The organism is Rhodococcus sp. NPDC003322, assembly GCF_053589555.1.
The window spans coordinates 438,812-454,207 of sequence record NZ_JBSFSC010000002.1 but is presented as its reverse complement, the minus strand read 5'-3'; the positions used below and the strand labels follow the sequence as shown (position 1 = coordinate 454,207).

Annotated in this window: 15 protein-coding genes; 8 read left to right on the top strand and 7 right to left on the bottom strand. The window is 68.6% G+C overall.

What is annotated here, in order from left to right; genetic code table 11:
- Positions 1–60: 60 nt before the first annotated feature.
- Complete coding sequence (locus ACWDUM_RS08530; RefSeq protein WP_450133623.1) at positions 61–543, bottom strand: nuclear transport factor 2 family protein; 483 nt, start codon at positions 541–543, stop codon at positions 61–63.
- 38 nt (positions 544–581) lie between these two features.
- Positions 582–1,451, bottom strand: coding sequence for an LLM class F420-dependent oxidoreductase (locus ACWDUM_RS08525; protein WP_450133622.1), 870 nt, complete (start codon positions 1,449–1,451; stop codon positions 582–584).
- Between the two features lie 207 nt (positions 1,452–1,658).
- Between ACWDUM_RS08525 and ACWDUM_RS08520 the strand changes: the two genes are divergently transcribed.
- Entirely contained in the window at positions 1,659–2,552 is an 894-nt protein-coding gene (locus tag ACWDUM_RS08520) for an IclR family transcriptional regulator (RefSeq protein WP_450113107.1), read from the top strand.
- Positions 2,553–2,619: 67 nt separating this feature from the next.
- Here the strand turns inward: ACWDUM_RS08520 and ACWDUM_RS08515 are convergent, their stop codons facing one another.
- Entirely contained in the window at positions 2,620–3,120 is a 501-nt protein-coding gene (locus tag ACWDUM_RS08515) for a hypothetical protein (protein ID WP_450113106.1), read from the bottom strand.
- A gap of 153 nt (positions 3,121–3,273) precedes the next feature.
- Here ACWDUM_RS08515 and ACWDUM_RS08510 point away from each other — a divergent pair, with 153 nt between their 5' ends.
- The 6 genes from ACWDUM_RS08510 to ACWDUM_RS08485 all read left to right on the top strand — a co-directional run bounded on the left by ACWDUM_RS08510 (position 3,274) and on the right by ACWDUM_RS08485 (position 9,463).
- On the top strand, positions 3,274–4,143 hold the full coding sequence (locus ACWDUM_RS08510; protein ID WP_450113105.1) for an alpha/beta fold hydrolase: 870 nt from the start codon (positions 3,274–3,276) through the stop codon (positions 4,141–4,143).
- A gap of 2 nt (positions 4,144–4,145) precedes the next feature.
- Positions 4,146–5,843 carry an FAD-binding protein gene (locus ACWDUM_RS08505; RefSeq protein ID WP_450133621.1) on the top strand — a complete coding sequence of 566 codons (1,698 nt, stop codon included), beginning with the start codon at positions 4,146–4,148 and terminating at the stop codon, positions 5,841–5,843.
- Positions 5,844–5,908: 65 nt separating this feature from the next.
- Complete coding sequence (locus ACWDUM_RS08500) at positions 5,909–7,081, top strand: hydroxylase (protein ID WP_450113103.1); 1,173 nt, start codon at positions 5,909–5,911, stop codon at positions 7,079–7,081.
- A gap of 23 nt (positions 7,082–7,104) precedes the next feature.
- Positions 7,105–8,025 carry a VOC family protein gene (locus ACWDUM_RS08495; RefSeq protein WP_450113102.1) on the top strand — a complete coding sequence of 307 codons (921 nt, stop codon included), beginning with the start codon at positions 7,105–7,107 and terminating at the stop codon, positions 8,023–8,025.
- 194 nt (positions 8,026–8,219) lie between these two features.
- A complete protein-coding gene (locus tag ACWDUM_RS08490; protein WP_450113101.1) occupies positions 8,220–8,951 on the top strand; it encodes a flavodoxin family protein in 732 nt (243 codons plus the stop codon).
- A 104-nt stretch (positions 8,952–9,055) separates the two neighbouring features.
- Positions 9,056–9,463, top strand: coding sequence for a VOC family protein (locus tag ACWDUM_RS08485; protein WP_450133620.1), 408 nt, complete (start codon positions 9,056–9,058; stop codon positions 9,461–9,463).
- Here ACWDUM_RS08485 and ACWDUM_RS08480 read toward each other — a convergent pair.
- Positions 9,460–10,116 (bottom strand): TetR family transcriptional regulator, encoded by a 657-nt coding sequence (locus tag ACWDUM_RS08480; protein ID WP_450133619.1) that lies wholly within the window; start codon positions 10,114–10,116, stop codon positions 9,460–9,462. The genes ACWDUM_RS08485 and ACWDUM_RS08480 overlap by 4 nt on opposite strands.
- 182 nt (positions 10,117–10,298) lie before the next feature.
- Here ACWDUM_RS08480 and ACWDUM_RS08475 point away from each other — a divergent pair, with 182 nt between their 5' ends.
- Complete coding sequence (locus ACWDUM_RS08475; protein ID WP_450133618.1) at positions 10,299–12,407, top strand: ABC transporter permease; 2,109 nt, start codon at positions 10,299–10,301, stop codon at positions 12,405–12,407.
- Between the two features lie 181 nt (positions 12,408–12,588).
- On the opposite strand, the gene dmpG is transcribed toward ACWDUM_RS08475, so the two are convergent.
- From dmpG to ACWDUM_RS08460, 3 genes are read right to left on the bottom strand one after another with little or no spacing between them, the layout of a single operon-like run.
- Complete coding sequence (dmpG, locus tag ACWDUM_RS08470; RefSeq protein WP_450133617.1) at positions 12,589–13,623, bottom strand: 4-hydroxy-2-oxovalerate aldolase; 1,035 nt, start codon at positions 13,621–13,623, stop codon at positions 12,589–12,591.
- The gene (locus ACWDUM_RS08465; RefSeq protein ID WP_450133616.1) at positions 13,620–14,567 is read right to left on the bottom strand and encodes an acetaldehyde dehydrogenase (acetylating); all 948 of its coding nucleotides are present in this window, start codon (positions 14,565–14,567) and stop codon (positions 13,620–13,622) included. Before ACWDUM_RS08465 ends, dmpG begins: the two co-directional genes overlap by 4 nt.
- Positions 14,564–15,388 carry a 2-keto-4-pentenoate hydratase gene (locus ACWDUM_RS08460; protein WP_450113095.1) on the bottom strand — a complete coding sequence of 275 codons (825 nt, stop codon included), beginning with the start codon at positions 15,386–15,388 and terminating at the stop codon, positions 14,564–14,566. Before ACWDUM_RS08460 ends, ACWDUM_RS08465 begins: the two co-directional genes overlap by 4 nt.
- Positions 15,389–15,396 lie beyond the last annotated feature (8 nt).

Genomic DNA, 15,396 nt, shown 5'->3' with positions numbered 1-15,396 from the left:
AAGGTCACCTTCATGCGCGTGAAGCGCACGAAGGTGACCTTCAGCCGGAAATGGGGGCGGTCAGACGCCGGAGGAGAGGATGCCCCGGCCCTCGTCACCGCCGTTGAGCACCCGGCCCACCCGGCGGGTGACCTTCCACTCGCCGTCGATGCGGGAGAGCTCCCACCGGTTCGCGGTGATCCGCGCGACCCCGTACACACCGGTCTCGGTGTCGCGCAGCACCAGCTGCGAGTGGCAGGTCGCGACCGCGGTGTCGCCGTCCAGCTTGATGTGAGGCGGGTAGAGCAGGTGACCGCTGCCGCCGTGGATGTAGGACTGGTGGTTGCGGGAGTGGACCATCGCCTCGATCTCGCCGCGGCCGTGCATGGCGCCGGTGTCGACGTCGTACAGGCCGTCCTCGGTCCACAGGCCGGAGACCTTCTCCGCCTGGCCGCTGTCGACGGCCGGGCCGTACGAGCTGATGAGGTTCATGATCGCCAGCTTGTCCTCGAGCAGCTGGACGCGGTCGGCGAGCCGTGCGACGAGCTCGGCGGTGTCGGTCATCTGTGGGCCTCTCTGTTGTCGATCGGTACTGCGGTGGATCAGTCGAATTCGATGCCGAGGGGGCGGGCCAGCTCGGCCAGTGTCGCGAGCTGATCGCAGTAGTGGTCGACGCCGGTCGCGTCGATGGTGACGCCGGCGATCGTGGCGCCGGCATCCCGCAGTCGGGTCAGGGCGCGCGCCGCGCCCTCGGGGGCGCCTGCCGGGTCCAGCGGTCGGCCGGCGGCGAGCACGATCTCCATGCCCTCGGGGGCGGGGGTCTTGGCGAGCATCGCGGTCAGGTCGTCCAGGCGCAGACCGAACGGCACCCAGCCGTCGCCCAGTTCGATCGCGCGGCGCAGCGACCGCGGCGTGCGGCCACCGATCCACAGCGGCATCCGGTCCTGGACCGCGTGCGGTTCCACGACCATGTCGGCGAAGTCGTAGAACTCGCCGTGGTACTCGGGGGTCGGACGGCCCAGCGCGGCCCGCAGTGCGCGCAGTGCGTCGTCGGCGCGGGCGCCGCGGCCTTCGAACGGCGCGCCGAGCAGGTCGAACTCCTCACGCAGGCTGCCGACTCCGAGGCCGAGGGTGACGCGGCCGCCGCTGATCCGGTCGAGGGTGCCGTATCGCTTGGCGATCTCGAGGGGGTGGTGATAGCCGAGGACGAGGACCTGGGTGAGCAGCCTGATCCGGGAGGAGTGGGCTGCGAGGAACCCGAGGGTGGCGAGGGGATCCCAGTAGGTGCCGCCGCGCTCGGCGGCGATCTCGACCGGGACCGCGACATGCTCGCTGCACGTTACGTGGTGATACCCGAGCCGGTCCGCGGCGGCGGTTATGGTGGCGACGTCGCCGATGCCCGCACCGATTTCCCAGTCCGCGCGGGTGGCGGGGTGCTGGATGAGCACCGGGGTGACGATCCCGATTCGCATGACCTTCTCGCTCCCGTCTGTCGGGGGACTTCGGGTCCCGCGACCGGTTTCTACATCACCCGGGGTGTGCGTGCGGGGACCCTCTCGGTCACCGGGACCGGTGATTGGAGTGGGGTGTTCCACATCACTGTCCGGTTTTGCTACAGTTTCAGAATTGATTTCAGTTTTGGATCGGATGGTCGATCCACCGGACCTTCAGGAGTCGTCATGACGGTCGTCACCGAAGCGCCAAGCCGCAAGACCCCCCAGGGCGGTCGCGAGGTTCCGCCCTCGATGGTCGAACGCATGACGTTGATCCTCGACGCGTTCGACGGCCGCGCCGCCCGGCTCACGCTCGAGGAGGTCGCCTGCCGCTCGCAGCTGCCGCGCTCGACCGTCCACCGCATCCTCGACTCGCTGGTCAAGCTCAACTGGGTCGAGCACGCCTCCTTCGGCTACCGGCTCGGCCGGCGGGCCCTCGGCACCGGCGGGGACGGCGGGCACGCCGAGATCCGTGAGGCCGCCGCACCCCTGCTGCACGAACTGCACCTGCAGACCGGCATGGTCGTGCACCTGTCCTTCCTCGACGGCCACGAGATGGTCTACCTCGACAAGGTCGGCGGCCGGATGGCGAGCGCGATCCCGTCCCGTGTCGGCGGCCGGGTGCCCGCGCACTCCACCGCCGCGGGCAAGGCGTTCCTCGCCTGGCTCGACCCCGAGCGGGTGGACGCCGTGTGCACCGGCCGGCTCGCCCGGGCAACCGCGAACACGATCACCAACCTCGGCACCCTTCACCTGGAACTGAACCGGATCCGGCAGCGTCGCGGGCTGGCGTTCGAGCGCGAGGAATCGGCCCGGGGAGTCGCGTGCGTGGGCGCCGCCATCCGCGGTCCCGAGGGGCCGGTCGCGGCGCTGTCGCTCAGCGGTGACGTGCGCACCGCCTCCCTCGAGCGGGTTGCGCCGCTGGTCGTCGACGCGGCACGGGAGATCGGCCGCACCCTGTACCCGGAACTCGGAGCCACCCGTCGTGCCGTGCAGCCGGCGGTTCCGGTCCCGGCGGACACCTGGTCGCCGGAGGCGCGGACCCGGGTGCTCGGTGGCCGCGCGGGCGGCTGGATCTAGGACGGACGGAACTCGGGCCCGGTCACGAGTGGCGTGACCGGGCCCGAGTGCTGAAAGCCGGTGGGCGTCAGCGGTTGTCTTTCGCCGCCTGACGACGGTCGCCGGCGGCGATGGTGGAGGCCTCGTACTTCATCCGGCCCGGGGACTGCCGCGTCTGGTCCACGCGCTGGACCCCGGCGGAGGACACCTTCCCGGTGTCGGTGTCGACGCCACCGAACGACGGCGCCTCCTTGCGGGCCCGCGCCAGCCGCTCCTGCTTGAGCTCGAGTGCGGTCTGCTCGGCCACGACCGCCAGCCGCCGACTGACCCGGGCCAGGGCGTCCTCGAAGAGTTCGGCCTTGCGGGCGTTGATCTTGTTGGCCCTCTTGCCTGCGCCGCGTCCGCCCTTCTCCACGACCTTCTTCGCGCCCGCGCGGCGGTACTTTCCGACGTACTTGTTGCGGGCCTTGCGGATCCGGCTGTGCAGGACGATCAGGTCGTCCTCGTCGAGGTCGGCCATCTCGGTCTTCTTGGTCTCACGAATCAGCAGGAATTCTGCTTCGTCCAGGGACTTCAGTGCTTTCGCCATGTCTACTCCCGTTCCGGGTCGTGGTGTGGGTCATGCTAGTCCCGGGTGGCAGGTCGTGAGGGCCATCGCCACGCCGGTCGGGCGGCGCCCGACAATCTCGCTGATCGGGAAAGTCACTCCCAGCGGGATGCCTGACCTGGCACCGTCGGGTCCATGACGAGCGAACTGACCTACGAGGGCACCAAGCGGGAGGTCGCCACCGACCTCGGCGTGCTCCGATACCACGAAGCCGGTGACGGCCCGCCGTTGCTGCTCCTGCACGGTTCCGGCCCCGGCGTCACCGGCTGGCGCAACTACCGCGGCGTCCTCGGCGATTTCGCCGAGCACTTCCGCTGCCTCGTTCTCGAGTTCCCCGGCTTCGGCGTCAGTGACCCGGGCGACGGGCACCCGATGGTGATGGCCGGCGCGTCCGTGGGGACGTTCCTCGACGCGCTCGGCATCGACGAGCCGGTGCACATGATCGGCAACTCGATGGGCGGCATCGTCGCCACCAACGTCGCCATCAACGCGCCGCAGCGGGTGAACAAGCTGGTCACCATCGGTGGCATCGGCAAGAACGTCTTCGCCCCCGGGCCCGGTGAGGGCATCAAGTTGCTGATGGAGTTCACCGACAACCCGACCCGTGAGGGCCTGATCCGGTGGCTGCACTCGATGGTCTACGACCCGGCCGTGGTCACCGAGCAGCTGATCGAGGAGCGTTGGGCGCTGGCCACCGAGCCGCTCACCCTCGAGATCGCCGCCCGGATGTACAGCAGCAAGGCGTTCGCCGCCAATGCCGCCGCCGCGAAGGCCTCCGGCGCCACCCCGTACTGGGCGCAGCTGCACAAGGTGCAGGCCCAGACGATGCTCACCTGGGGTCGCGACGACCGGGTCAGCCCCGTCGACATGGCGATGCTGCCGATGCGCGACATCCCGAACGCCGAACTGCACGTGTTCCCGAACTGCGGGCACTGGACGATGATCGAGGCCAAGGAGGCCTGGACTTCCGCGGTGCTCGCCTTCCTGACCCGCAAGGACAGCTGAGAATGACCACCGACCAGAACTGGGACACCACCGTCGACTTCCTGATCGTCGGCAGCGGCGGCGGCGGCATGTCCGCCGGCGTCACCGCCGCCGAGCTGGGCCTGAACACCCTGATCATCGAGAAGGGCAAGAAGTTCGGCGGCTCCACCGCCATCTCCGGCGGCGGCATCTGGATCCCCAACGCCCCCACCCTCACCCGCAAGGGGCAGGTCGACGACCCCAACGAGATCAAGGGTTACCTGCGCACCCTGACCAAGGGCTCCGGTGTCTCCGACGCCCGGATCGACGCCTACGTCGACAACGGCCCGAAGCTCATGGAGCTGCTGGACCGCAACAAGAACATGAAGCTGTACTGGGTGAAGGGCTACTCCGACTACCACCCGGAGGAGAAGGGCGGCAGCCCCCTCGGCCGCACCATCGAGTGCCTGCCGTTCGACACCCGGAAGCTGAAGGAGGACGAGCAGTTCCAGCGTCCCAACAGCATGAAGGGACCGCTCGGCCTGTGGGTGACGTCGAAGGATTACCACGACCTGGCACTGGTCAAGCGCACCTGGGCCGGCCGCCGCGCCTCGCTCGTCGCCGCGTGGCGCGTCGCGTCGAACACGGTTCGCCGCAGGCACATGTCCACCGGCGGTCGGGCCCTGGCCGCGCGGATGCGAATGGTGCTCAAGGACTACGGCGTCCCGCTGTGGCTGCGCACCTCGATGACGGAACTGGTCACCGACGCGAACGGCACCGTGATCGGCGTCGTCGCCGAGCGCGAGGGCAAGACCGTGCGGATCCGCGCCACCCGCGGCGTGCTGCTCGCGACCGGCGGCTTCGACCACAACCAGGAGATGCGCGACAAGTACCTCCCGGAGCACGGCCGCGCGAATGCCAGCGCCGGTGCCCGGGAGCTCAAGGGCGACGGCATCCTGGCGGGCCAGAAGCTCGGCGCCGCGGTCGACCTGATGGACGACGCCTGGTGGATGCCGTCGGTGTTCCACCCGATGGGCGCGGTCATCCCGCTGGTCTCCGAGCGGTGCATCCCGCCGTCGGTGATCGTCAACGCCAATGGCGAGCGGTTCACCAACGAATCGTCGCCGTACGTGAACTTCGTGCACGACCAGCTCGAGGGCGGTCACGTCCCGGCCTGGTTCGTCATGGACACCAAGGCGAAGAACCGCTACCCGTTCGCGCAGGTGCTGCCGAACATGCCGTTCCCGCAGGGCTTCTACGACTCCGGTGTCATCCACAAGGCCGACACGCTGCGTGAGCTCGCCGAGAAGATCGGGGTCCCGGCCGACAAGCTGCTCGCGACCATCGACCGGTTCAACGGCTTCGCCCGGTCCGGCAAGGACGAGGACTTCGGCCGCGGCGACAGCGCCTACGACCGGTACTACGGCGACCCCACCATGAAGAACCCCAACATGGACGAGATCGTCAAGGGCCCGTTCTACGCGATCAAGTGCGAGGCCGGTGACCTCGGCACCAAGGGCGGTCTCGTCACCGACGAGAACAGCCGGGTGCTGCGCGGCGACGGCTCCGCCATCGCGGGCCTGTACGCGACCGGCAACACCACCGCATCGGTGATGGGCAACGAGTACGCGGGCGCGGGCGCCACCATCGGTCCGTCGATGGTGTTCGGCTACCTCGCCGCCAAGTACGCCGCCGCGAACACGCTCCCACTGAGCGAGAGCAGCGAAGCCGCGTCCGCCTGAGGCTGGGACGTTCAGACACAAGAGGCGGCCCCGCCGCCGGATCATCAGCAGAGATGAGGGAAGTCATGGGAGAGGTCCTGGACCGGATCATGCAGCACGCGGACGAGATCCGCGAAGGCGGCATCGAGGGCGAGAAGCTCATGCGTCTGTCGGATGGCAACGCCAAGCGGCTGCGTGACTCCGGCGTCATCCGCATGCTGCAGCCGAAGGAGTTCGGCGGCCTCCAGGCGCACCCGCGTGAGTTCGCAGAGACCGCGATGGGCATCGGTGCCATCGACGGCTCCACCGGCTGGGTCTCCGGCATCGTCGGCGTGCACCCGTGGGAGATGGCCTTCTTCGATCCCAAGGCCCAGCAGGAGGTGTGGGGCGAGAACGTCGACACCTGGATCGCGTCGCCCTACGCACCCATGGGTGTCGCGGTCCCGACCGACGGCGGCTACATCCTCAACGGCCGCTGGTCGTTCTCGACCGGTAACGACCACTGCGATTGGGTCATGATCGGCGCCGCCCTCGGCGACAAGGACGGCAAGCGCACCGGCAAGAACCTGCACGTGCTGGTTCCGAAGTCGGACTACACGGTCGACGACGACAGCTGGAACGTCGTGGGCCTGCGCGGCACCGGCTCGAAGGACTTCGTCGTCAAGGATGCGTTCCTGCCCGAGTACCGCACGATCGACGCCGACATCGTCCTGCAGGGCAACGGCGCCGCGCACGCCGGACGCGACGAGACGCTGTACAAGTTCCCGTTCTCGTGCATCTTCCCGCTCGGCATCTCCTCGTCGCTGATCGGTATGGCGGAGGGCGGTCTCGGACTGTACATCGCCATGCAGAAGGAGCGGGTTGCGGTCACCGGCGTCCCGATCAAGGACGATCCGTACGTCATGTACGCCATCGGTCAGGCCGCGGACGAGATCAACGCGTCCCGTGTGGCGATCCTCGAGACCGTCGATCGCTTCTGGGACAAGACCGAGAAGGGGCAGGAGATCACCTTCGAAGAGCGTGCGATCGGTCGCCGCACCCAGACCAACGCCGCATGGCGCGCCGTGAGCGCACTCGACGAGGTCTTCGCCCGCGCCGGTGGCGGTGCGATGAAGGTGACGCTGCCGCTGCAGCGTTTCTGGCGTGACGCACACGTCGGCCTGTCGCATGCGATCCACGTGCCCGGTTCGATCAACCACGCATCGGCCCTGACCCAGCTCGGCGGTGAGCCGCAGGGCATCCACCGCTCGATGATCTGATTCCGGAAGGATTGGGAAGAGACATGACCGACATCCACTCCCTCGGGTACCTGCGGGTTCAGTCGCAGGATCTGGCCCGTTGGCGCGAACTGGTGATCGACGGACTCGGCATGGCCGAAGGCACCGGACCGGACGAGAACGGCCTTTACCTGCGCGTCGACGAGCGCACGTCGCGACTGCAGGTGCTGCCCGGCGACGTCGACAAGGTCCTCGCCGTCGGCTGGGAGGTGCGTGACCAGTTCGCGCTCCAGGCGGTGCGCGAGAAGGTCGAGAAGGCCGGCATCGAGGTCCGCGAGATGACGCAGGACGAGGCGGACCACCTGCGCGTCGAGCGGGCGATCACGTTCCAGGATCCGTCCGGCACGGTCGCCGAGGTCTTCTTCGGTCCGGTCCTCGACCACAGCCCGGTCGTCACCCCGCACGGTGGACGGTTCGTCACCGGTGCGGCCGGTCTCGGTCACGTCGTGCTGCCGACGCCGAAGTTCCAGGAGACCTACGACTTCTTCACCGAGGTCCTCGGGTTCCGTCCGCGTGGCGCGATCCGGCTCGGCGGCCCGGGTTCCCCCGGTCCGGCGCGGCGGGTGCGGTTCCTCGGCGTCAACCAGCGGCACCACAGCCTGGCGATCTGCCCGGCGCCGCCGACCGAGGCCCCCGGCATGGTTCATCTGATGATGGAGGTCGACACCCTCGACGCCGTCGGTCAGGCCCTGGACCGGATCAACAAGCTCGGCTTCTCGCTGTCCTCGACCCTGGGCCGGCACACGAACGACAAGATGGTCTCGTTCTACGTGCGCGCACCCGGCGGCTGGGACATCGAGTTCGGCACCGAGGGCATGCTCGTCGACGAGGATCACTACACCGCGGAGGAAATCACCGCGGACAGCTACTGGGGCCACGACTGGTCGGCCTCCGAGCCCCTCGCGGCGTTCACGCCGAAGGCCTGATTCCTCGGGCTCCGGCCCACCGATGCCGAATGCGGCGGTCGCTCACGAGGCGACCGCCGCATTCGGCGTCTTCGGGTCACGGGCGAGGCCCGCGGCGCCTATCGTGGATTCTCGGATCGCCGACGCCGGCCTGACGGCCCGCGCTCGCTCACCGGACTGCACGGCCGGCGTACCGCCGTCACATGGAGGTGCCCATGTCCAGTCCCTCGTCCTCGGAGCCGCGACCCGACTTCACCGGTCTGCTCGCGGTGTACGTCAACTGCACCCTCAAGCCGTCGCCGGAACTGAGCCACACGCAGGGTTTGATCGACCGGAGTGTGTCGCTGATGCGGGACGCGGGGGTGGCGGTCGACCAGATCCGGGCTGTCGACCACGACATCGCGACCGGCGTGTACCCGGACATGCGGGAACACGGGTGGTCGAGTGACGAGTGGCCGCGACTGTTCGAGCGTGTCCTGGCCGCCGACATCCTGGTGCTGGCCGGTCCGATCTGGTTGGGCGACAACAGTTCCGTGATGAAGAAGGTCATCGAGCGGTTGTACGGGTGCTCGGCGATCCTCAACGACAAGGGGCAGTACGCGTACTACGGCCGGGTCGGAGGCGCCCTGTTCACCGGCAACGAGGACGGCGTCAAGCACTGTGCGATGAACGTGCTCTACAGCCTGCAGCACCTCGGGTACACGATCCCGCCGCAGGCCGATGCCGGGTGGATCGGTGAGGCCGGGCCGGGTCCGTCCTATCTGGACGAGGGATCGGGTGGGCCGGACAACGACTTCACCAACCGCAACACGACGTTCATGACGTACAACCTCATGCACATGGCCGCAATGATCAAGGCCGCGGGCGGGATTCCCGCCCACGGTAACCAGCGTTCGCTGTGGGACGCGGGCTGTGCCCCGACGTTCCCGAACCCCGACTACCGCTGAATCCGGTTGCGCCGCCGCGTCTCCTCGGGCAGGGTGGTGGGCAACGTCGCGTGTCGATGGCGGACTGCGTCAGGCATGGAGGCGTCGTAGCTGAGGGGTTCTTCGTGACCATCTCGTTCAACCACACCATCGTCGGGGCGCGCGACAAGCAGCGCTCGGCCACCTTTCTCACCACGCTGTTCGGTCTGCCGGATCCGGTTCCTGCGGGCCACTTCCTGTCCGTGACACTCGCCAACGGTGTCACGCTGGACTATGCGCAGCCGCCCGGTCACGTCGACATCGTGCCGCAGCACTATGCATTCCTGGTCTCGGAGGACGACTTCGACGCCATCTACGGGCGGATCGTCGCCGAGGGACGCGACCACTGGGCCGATCCGCGGCAGACCCGGCCCGGCGAGTACAACACCAACGACGGCGGTCGTGGGGTGTACTTCCTCGATCCGGACGGGCACTACCTCGAAATCCTCACCCGGCCCTACGGTTCCGGAGGTCAGGCCGGTTCCGGAGGCTAGAGCGTGGCCGGGTCCGGGTGGAACGGGCTCGGCTCGGAGACCGGGGCTCCGAGCAGGCCGGCGGCGGCGTCGGTGAGGAAATTGCCCAGCGCTTCCCACGCCGCCTCGCGGTTGCCTGCGGCGACGGACGCCTCGTATTCGGCGCAGACGTCGAAGATCATGCGGCTCAGGATCCAGGCCCTGCCGATCATCACGTCGCGGTCGAGGTGGCCGAGGTGGGTGAGGGTCAGCGCGCGAATCTCCTCTGATTCGGACGACACGGTCGTTGCCCGCTCGGTGAGCAGTTTCACCGCGGTCGGGTTGTGTCGCGCCTGGCTGATGAACCGGGCCCGCCACGATGGTATCGGCAACGCCGAAAATGACTGTGTCGCAGGGAGGATCATGCAGCGCAGGTAGTCGGTCAGGCTCCCGTCGGCGCCGATCTCGCGGAACATGGCGGTACGCAGCGCGTCGGTGGTCTCGGCCTGTCGCTCGAACAGTGCCCGGATCAGGCCGTCGCGGTCGCCGAAGTGATAGGCGACCGCCGAGTGGTTGGCGGCCCCCGCGTGTTCGGCGATGCGCCGACTGGAGACCTGGTCGATGCCGTACCGGCCGAAGAGTTCCTCGGCCGCGTCCATCAGCGCTGTCCGCGCCAGCTCGCTCTTGCGCGCCATCTCGCTCCTGTCGTCGGTGGAACCGGCTGCTGGTTCCGTCGGTGTGACCCGGACCCATGATCTCGCGTGCGGTGAGACCAACGTCATGCACGCGTCACGTTGTCCATTTTAAGTCACGTGGCGTAATTTTGACTGGTACTCGGTCCGAGCCGGGAACGCAGTGACGCAGACGAGGAGTGGCCGTGAGCAAGAAAGTGCAACCGCCGGTCGAGGGGGTGGACCAGGTGGATCCCGCAGCTGCCGAGGCGGCGCGGGCCCGTAAGGAGAAGATCGCCCGCTACGTCGGCATGCTGATCTTCCCGTTCCTGATGGTCTCGATGATGGTGAGCGGCTACCTCGGAGCGATGCACGCACCGAAACCGCACGACCTGCCGGTGGCCGTCGTCGGAACATCGCAGGCCGAGGCCGCCCGACTCGCGGACGCACTGGAGGCGTCCAACCCGTCGGCCCTCGAGGTCCGGGTCGCCGACAGTGTCGACCAGGCACGGGCGCTCGTCACCGACCGTGAGGTCGTCGGAGCCGTCGTGTTCTCCGACTCCGGCGAGGCCACCGTCCTGACCGCAGGCGCGGCGGGTGCCTCCCAGGCATCGACCGTCAACCAGTTGCTGGTGCCGTTCGCGGCATCTCAGGACGCCACCGTCACCACCGACGACCTGGCACCGCTGCCCGCCCACGACAGCGCAGGCCTCGGCGTCATGTTCATGACCACGGCACTCGTGCTCGCCGGGTACATGCCCCTGAGCCTGATCCTCTCGGCGGCTCCGGAACTGCTTCGTAAGCGCCGCATCTACCCGCTGCTCGGGGGCTGGGCCGCACTGATCTCCGCCGTCGTCTGGTTCATCGCGGACCCGATCCTCGGGGCCGTCGAGGGTCACACCGCCGCGGTCCTCGGCATCTGCTGGCTCGGCGTGTTCGCCATCTCGTGCGTGCAGTTGTTCCTCACCCGCATCTTCGGGCCGCTCGCCGTGCTCGTCGGCATGCTGTTCCTGATGGTGCTCGGCATCCCGGCCTCCAACCTGGGCATGTCGGTGCACACGATGCCCGGCATCTTCTCGGTCCTGTACAACTTCCTGCCGTCGCCCGCCATCGGTGAGGCACTGCGCTCGGTCCTGTACTTCGGGGGCAACGGACTGACCGGCCACCTCGTCGTCCTCGCCGTCGGTGCCCTGGTCGCCGTCGCGTTGACGGTGCTCGTCGACGCCCTCAAGCGGCGCAAGAACCCCGAGACGGCGCTGCCCGAACCGACGCTCGCCTCCTTCACCGGCAACCGGCCGCAGTCGACCCGCGCCCGCTACGCCACCATCGCGCTGTTCCCGCTCGCCATGGTCGCGATGATGATGTCGATCATGACGTCGTCGATGTACCAGCCGTCGCCGCGCGAACTGCCCGTCGCCGTCGCCGCGTCGGACCCGGCGCAGGCCGAGCAGATGGCCACCGGCCTGGACAAGTCCATGGAGGGGATGTTCGACTTCCGGGTCGCCTCACCCGACGAGGCGGAGCAGCTGGTCGTCGACCGGACGGTCGTCGGTGCGTTCGTCCTGCCGAGTGCGGAGAACCCGACGGCGACGCTGATCACCGCAGGTGCTGCGGGCATGAGCCAGCAGCAGACGGTCACCACCGTGTTCACGCAGGTGGCACAGCAGCAGGGCATGCCACTGACCACTGCGGACGTCACCCCGCTCGGTTCGAACGACACCATGGGCACCGTGAGCATGTACCTGGCGATCGGCTGGATGATGTCCGGGTTCATGCTGATCATCGTGATGGGAACGGCGGCGCCGGAGCTGCTGGCCCTGCGCAGGCTGCTGCCGATCGCGGCCGGCTGGGCGCTGGCGATGTCCGTGGTGGTGTGGACGATCGCAGGCCCGATCGTCGGGGCCGTCTCCGGTCACGCCTGGCAGCTGATCGGCATCGGTGCGCTCGCGACGTTCACCATCTCGATGTTCACGACCGTGTTCGCGCGACTGCTCGGCATGCTCGCGGTGCTGCCGGTGATCCTGGTGGTCATGTTCCTCGGCGTCCCCGCCTCCGGCGGTGGCATGTCGATCTACCTGTCGCCCGAGATCTTCCGGGTACTCCACGACATCCTGCCGATGCCGGCCGCGGTCGAGTCGGCCCGCTCGATCCTCTACTTCGGCGGTGACAGCGTGGGAGGCCATGCGGTCACGTTCCTGATCTGGGCGGCCGTCGCGCTGGTCTGCGTGATCGCCATCGAATGGTTCGCCGGCCGCAAGCGGAACACCCCGCCCGCCGAACCGGTGGCCGAGGAGAAGGTTGCGGAGCTGGTCTGACCGCCGGCATGACGACGACCGCGGGCCTGGTGGACGACTCCACCGGGCCCGCGGTCATCGTCCTTCCCTCACCCTGTGCACACGGCTTCTGCAGCGCGCACAGGGGCATTCGACGCAGAAAACCCCTGTGCACACCCGAAAAGGAGTGTGCACAGGGGTTTTGCCGTGTTGCGTGGAGCGCCTACTTCTTGGCGGCGGCCTCACGCTCGGCGACGATCGTCAGCGCGATGTCGATGAGCATGTCCTCCTGGCCACCGACCAGGCGACGCTTACCGGCCTCGAGGAGCAGGGTGCGCACGTCGACGCCGTAGCGCTCCGCCTGGATCTCCGCGTGCCGCAGGAAGGACGAGTACACGCCGGCGTAGCCCAGGGTGAGGGTCTCGCGGTCGACGCGGACCGGCCGGTCCTGCAGCGGGCGGACGATGTCGTCGGCCGCGTCCTGCAGCTTGAAGACGTCGCAGTTGTGCTTCCAGTCGTACAGGTCGGCGACCGCGATGAACGGCTCGATCGGGCAGTTGCCCGCGCCGGCGCCGTGCCCGGCGAGCGAGGCGTCGACGCGGTAGACGCCCTCCTCGACGGCGACGACGCTGTTCGCCACCGACAGCGACAGGTTCTCGTGCGCGTGGATGCCGATCTCGGTGCCGTCGTTGAGGACGTCCTTGTACGCGCGGATGCGGTCCCGGACGTCGCCCATGGTCAGGCGTCCACCCGAGTCGGTGACGTACACGCAGTGCGCGCCGTAGGACTCCATCAGCTTGGCCTGCTTGGCCAGCTCCTCCGGCGGGGCCATGTGGCTCATCATCAGGAAGCCGGAGACGTCCATGCCGATCTCGCGGGCGGTCTCGATGTGCTGTGCGGAGACGTCCGCCTCGGTGCAGTGCGTCGCGACGCGCACCGACCGCACACCCAGCTTGTAGGCGTGCTTGAGCTCCTCGATGGTGCCGACGCCGGGCAGCAGGAGGGTGGTCAGGCGAGCGTGCTGGAGCACCTCGGCGGCCGCCTCGATCCACTCCCAGTCGGTGTTGGAGCCGGGACCGTAGTTCACGGAGCCGCCAGCCAGGCCGTCACCGTGCGCGACCTCGATGGCGTCGACACCGGCGTCGTCGAGGGCCGTGACGATCCGCTTGACGTCCTCCGGGGTGATCCGGTGGCGCACCGCGTGCATGCCGTCCCGGAGGGTGACGTCCTGGACGAAGATGGTGGGGTTGGTGCTCATCGGGTGGCTTCCTTCTTCTGGGCGATGCGCTCCGCGATCTGCTGTCCGGCGGAGGTCATGATGTCGAGGTTGCCCGCGTAGGTGGGCAGGTAGTGACCGGCGCCCTCGACCTCGAGGAAGATCGAGACCTGGTGGGTCGGGCGGGTGGCGCCCTCGACCAGCAGCGTCTCGACGGGCTGATCGGCCGGGATCTCGGTGATCTGGACCTGCTGCTTGAGCCGGTAGCCGGGCACGTAGGCGGACACGTCGCCGACCATCTTCTCCACCGACTGGCGGATCTCGTCGTGGGTGGCCGGGTCCGCGGCGTCGACGAGGCAGAACACCGTGTCGCGCATCATCAGCGGCGGCTCGGCCGGGTTGAGGATGATGATCGCCTTGCCGCGCTTGGCGCCGCCGACCGAGACGATCGCCGAGGAGGTGGTCTCGGTGAACTCGTCGATGTTCGCGCGGGTGCCGGGGCCTGCCGACTTCGACGCGATCGACGCGACGATCTCGGCGTACGCCACCGGGACGACCCGGGAGACGGCCGCGACCATGGGGATGGTCGCCTGACCACCACAGGTCACCATGTTCACGTTGGGGGCGTCGAGGTGCTCGTCGCCGTTGACCGCGGGGATCACGAACGGTCCGATCGCGGCCGGGGTGAGGTCGATCATCCGCTTGCCGAGCGCACCGAGGCGTTCGTTGTTCACCACGTGCGCCTTGGCGGAGGTGGCGTCGAAGACGATCTCGATCTCGTCGAAGTTCGGCAGTGCCACCAGGCCCTCGACACCCTCGTGGGTGGTCGGGACGCCCAGTGCGGCGGCGCGGGCGAGTCCGTCCGAGGCGGGGTCGATGCCGACCATCGCGCCCATCTCCAGGTACTCGGAGTGGTTCATCACCTTGATCATCAGATCGGTGCCGATGTTGCCCGATCCGATGATCGCGACCTTGACTTTGCTCATGCTTCCTTCTCTTCCACGAAACGAGCGGTCACGGTGCCGAGACCGGACACGGTGACGGTGACGGTGTTGCCGGCGCCGACGGGCGCCATCGGGCCGAGCGCGCCGGAGAGGATCACCTGTCCGGCGAGCAGCGGCTGGCCGAGCTCGCGGGCGGTCTGCGCCAGCCACACCACGGCCTCGATCGGGTCGCCGAGGCAGGCGGCGCCGTTGCCGGTCGAGACCTCGGTGCCGTCGACCTTCATCGACATGGTCACGTCCACCGGTTCGACCTCGTCGAGGGTGCGGCGCTCGGAGCCGAGGACGTACACACCGGACGAGGCGTTGTCGGCGACGGTGTCGCTGAAGCGGATGTCCCAGCCCTGGATCCGGCTGTCGCAGATCTCGAGCGCGGCGACCGCGTAGTCGATGGCGTCGCGCACCTGCGCGACGTCGAGGGGGCCGTCGATCAGGTCCTTGCCGAGGACGAAGCCGACCTCGCCCTCGATCTTCGGCTGGATCAGCCGCGACATCGGGATGTCGGACCCGTCTGCGAAGTCCATGTCGTCGAAGAGCACGCCGAGGTCGGGCTGGCCGACGCCGAGCTGCTCCTGCACGGCCTTCGAGGTCAGGCCGATCTTGCGACCGACGATGCGGGCTCCGGCCTGCAGTCGCCGATCGTTGAACTGCTGCTGGACGGCGTAGGCGGCCTCCAGGTTGGCCTCGCCGATCAGGTCCCGGATCGGCGCGCACGGCGCACCGGCCGCGGCGGCGGACGCGAGGCGGTCCGCGGCAGCGGCGATGTCGGATTCGCTCGCCGCGATGGAATTCGTGGGCTGGCTCATGGGCACTA

Coding starts and splice junctions, on each gene's coding strand:
- ACWDUM_RS08530 (WP_450133623.1), bottom strand. CDS start 543: ATGACCGACACCGCCGAGCTCGTCGCACGGCTCGCCGACCGCGTCCAG.
- ACWDUM_RS08525 (WP_450133622.1), bottom strand. CDS start 1,451: ATGCGAATCGGGATCGTCACCCCGGTGCTCATCCAGCACCCCGCCACC.
- ACWDUM_RS08520 (WP_450113107.1), top strand. CDS start 1,659: ATGACGGTCGTCACCGAAGCGCCAAGCCGCAAGACCCCCCAGGGCGGT.
- ACWDUM_RS08515 (WP_450113106.1), bottom strand. CDS start 3,120: ATGGCGAAAGCACTGAAGTCCCTGGACGAAGCAGAATTCCTGCTGATT.
- ACWDUM_RS08510 (WP_450113105.1), top strand. CDS start 3,274: ATGACGAGCGAACTGACCTACGAGGGCACCAAGCGGGAGGTCGCCACC.
- ACWDUM_RS08505 (WP_450133621.1), top strand. CDS start 4,146: ATGACCACCGACCAGAACTGGGACACCACCGTCGACTTCCTGATCGTC.
- ACWDUM_RS08500 (WP_450113103.1), top strand. CDS start 5,909: ATGGGAGAGGTCCTGGACCGGATCATGCAGCACGCGGACGAGATCCGC.
- ACWDUM_RS08495 (WP_450113102.1), top strand. CDS start 7,105: ATGACCGACATCCACTCCCTCGGGTACCTGCGGGTTCAGTCGCAGGAT.
- ACWDUM_RS08490 (WP_450113101.1), top strand. CDS start 8,220: ATGTCCAGTCCCTCGTCCTCGGAGCCGCGACCCGACTTCACCGGTCTG.
- ACWDUM_RS08480 (WP_450133619.1), bottom strand. CDS start 10,116: ATGGCGCGCAAGAGCGAGCTGGCGCGGACAGCGCTGATGGACGCGGCC.
- dmpG (WP_450133617.1), bottom strand. CDS start 13,623: ATGAGCACCAACCCCACCATCTTCGTCCAGGACGTCACCCTCCGGGAC.
- ACWDUM_RS08465 (WP_450133616.1), bottom strand. CDS start 14,567: ATGAGCAAAGTCAAGGTCGCGATCATCGGATCGGGCAACATCGGCACC.
- ACWDUM_RS08460 (WP_450113095.1), bottom strand. CDS start 15,388: ATGAGCCAGCCCACGAATTCCATCGCGGCGAGCGAATCCGACATCGCC.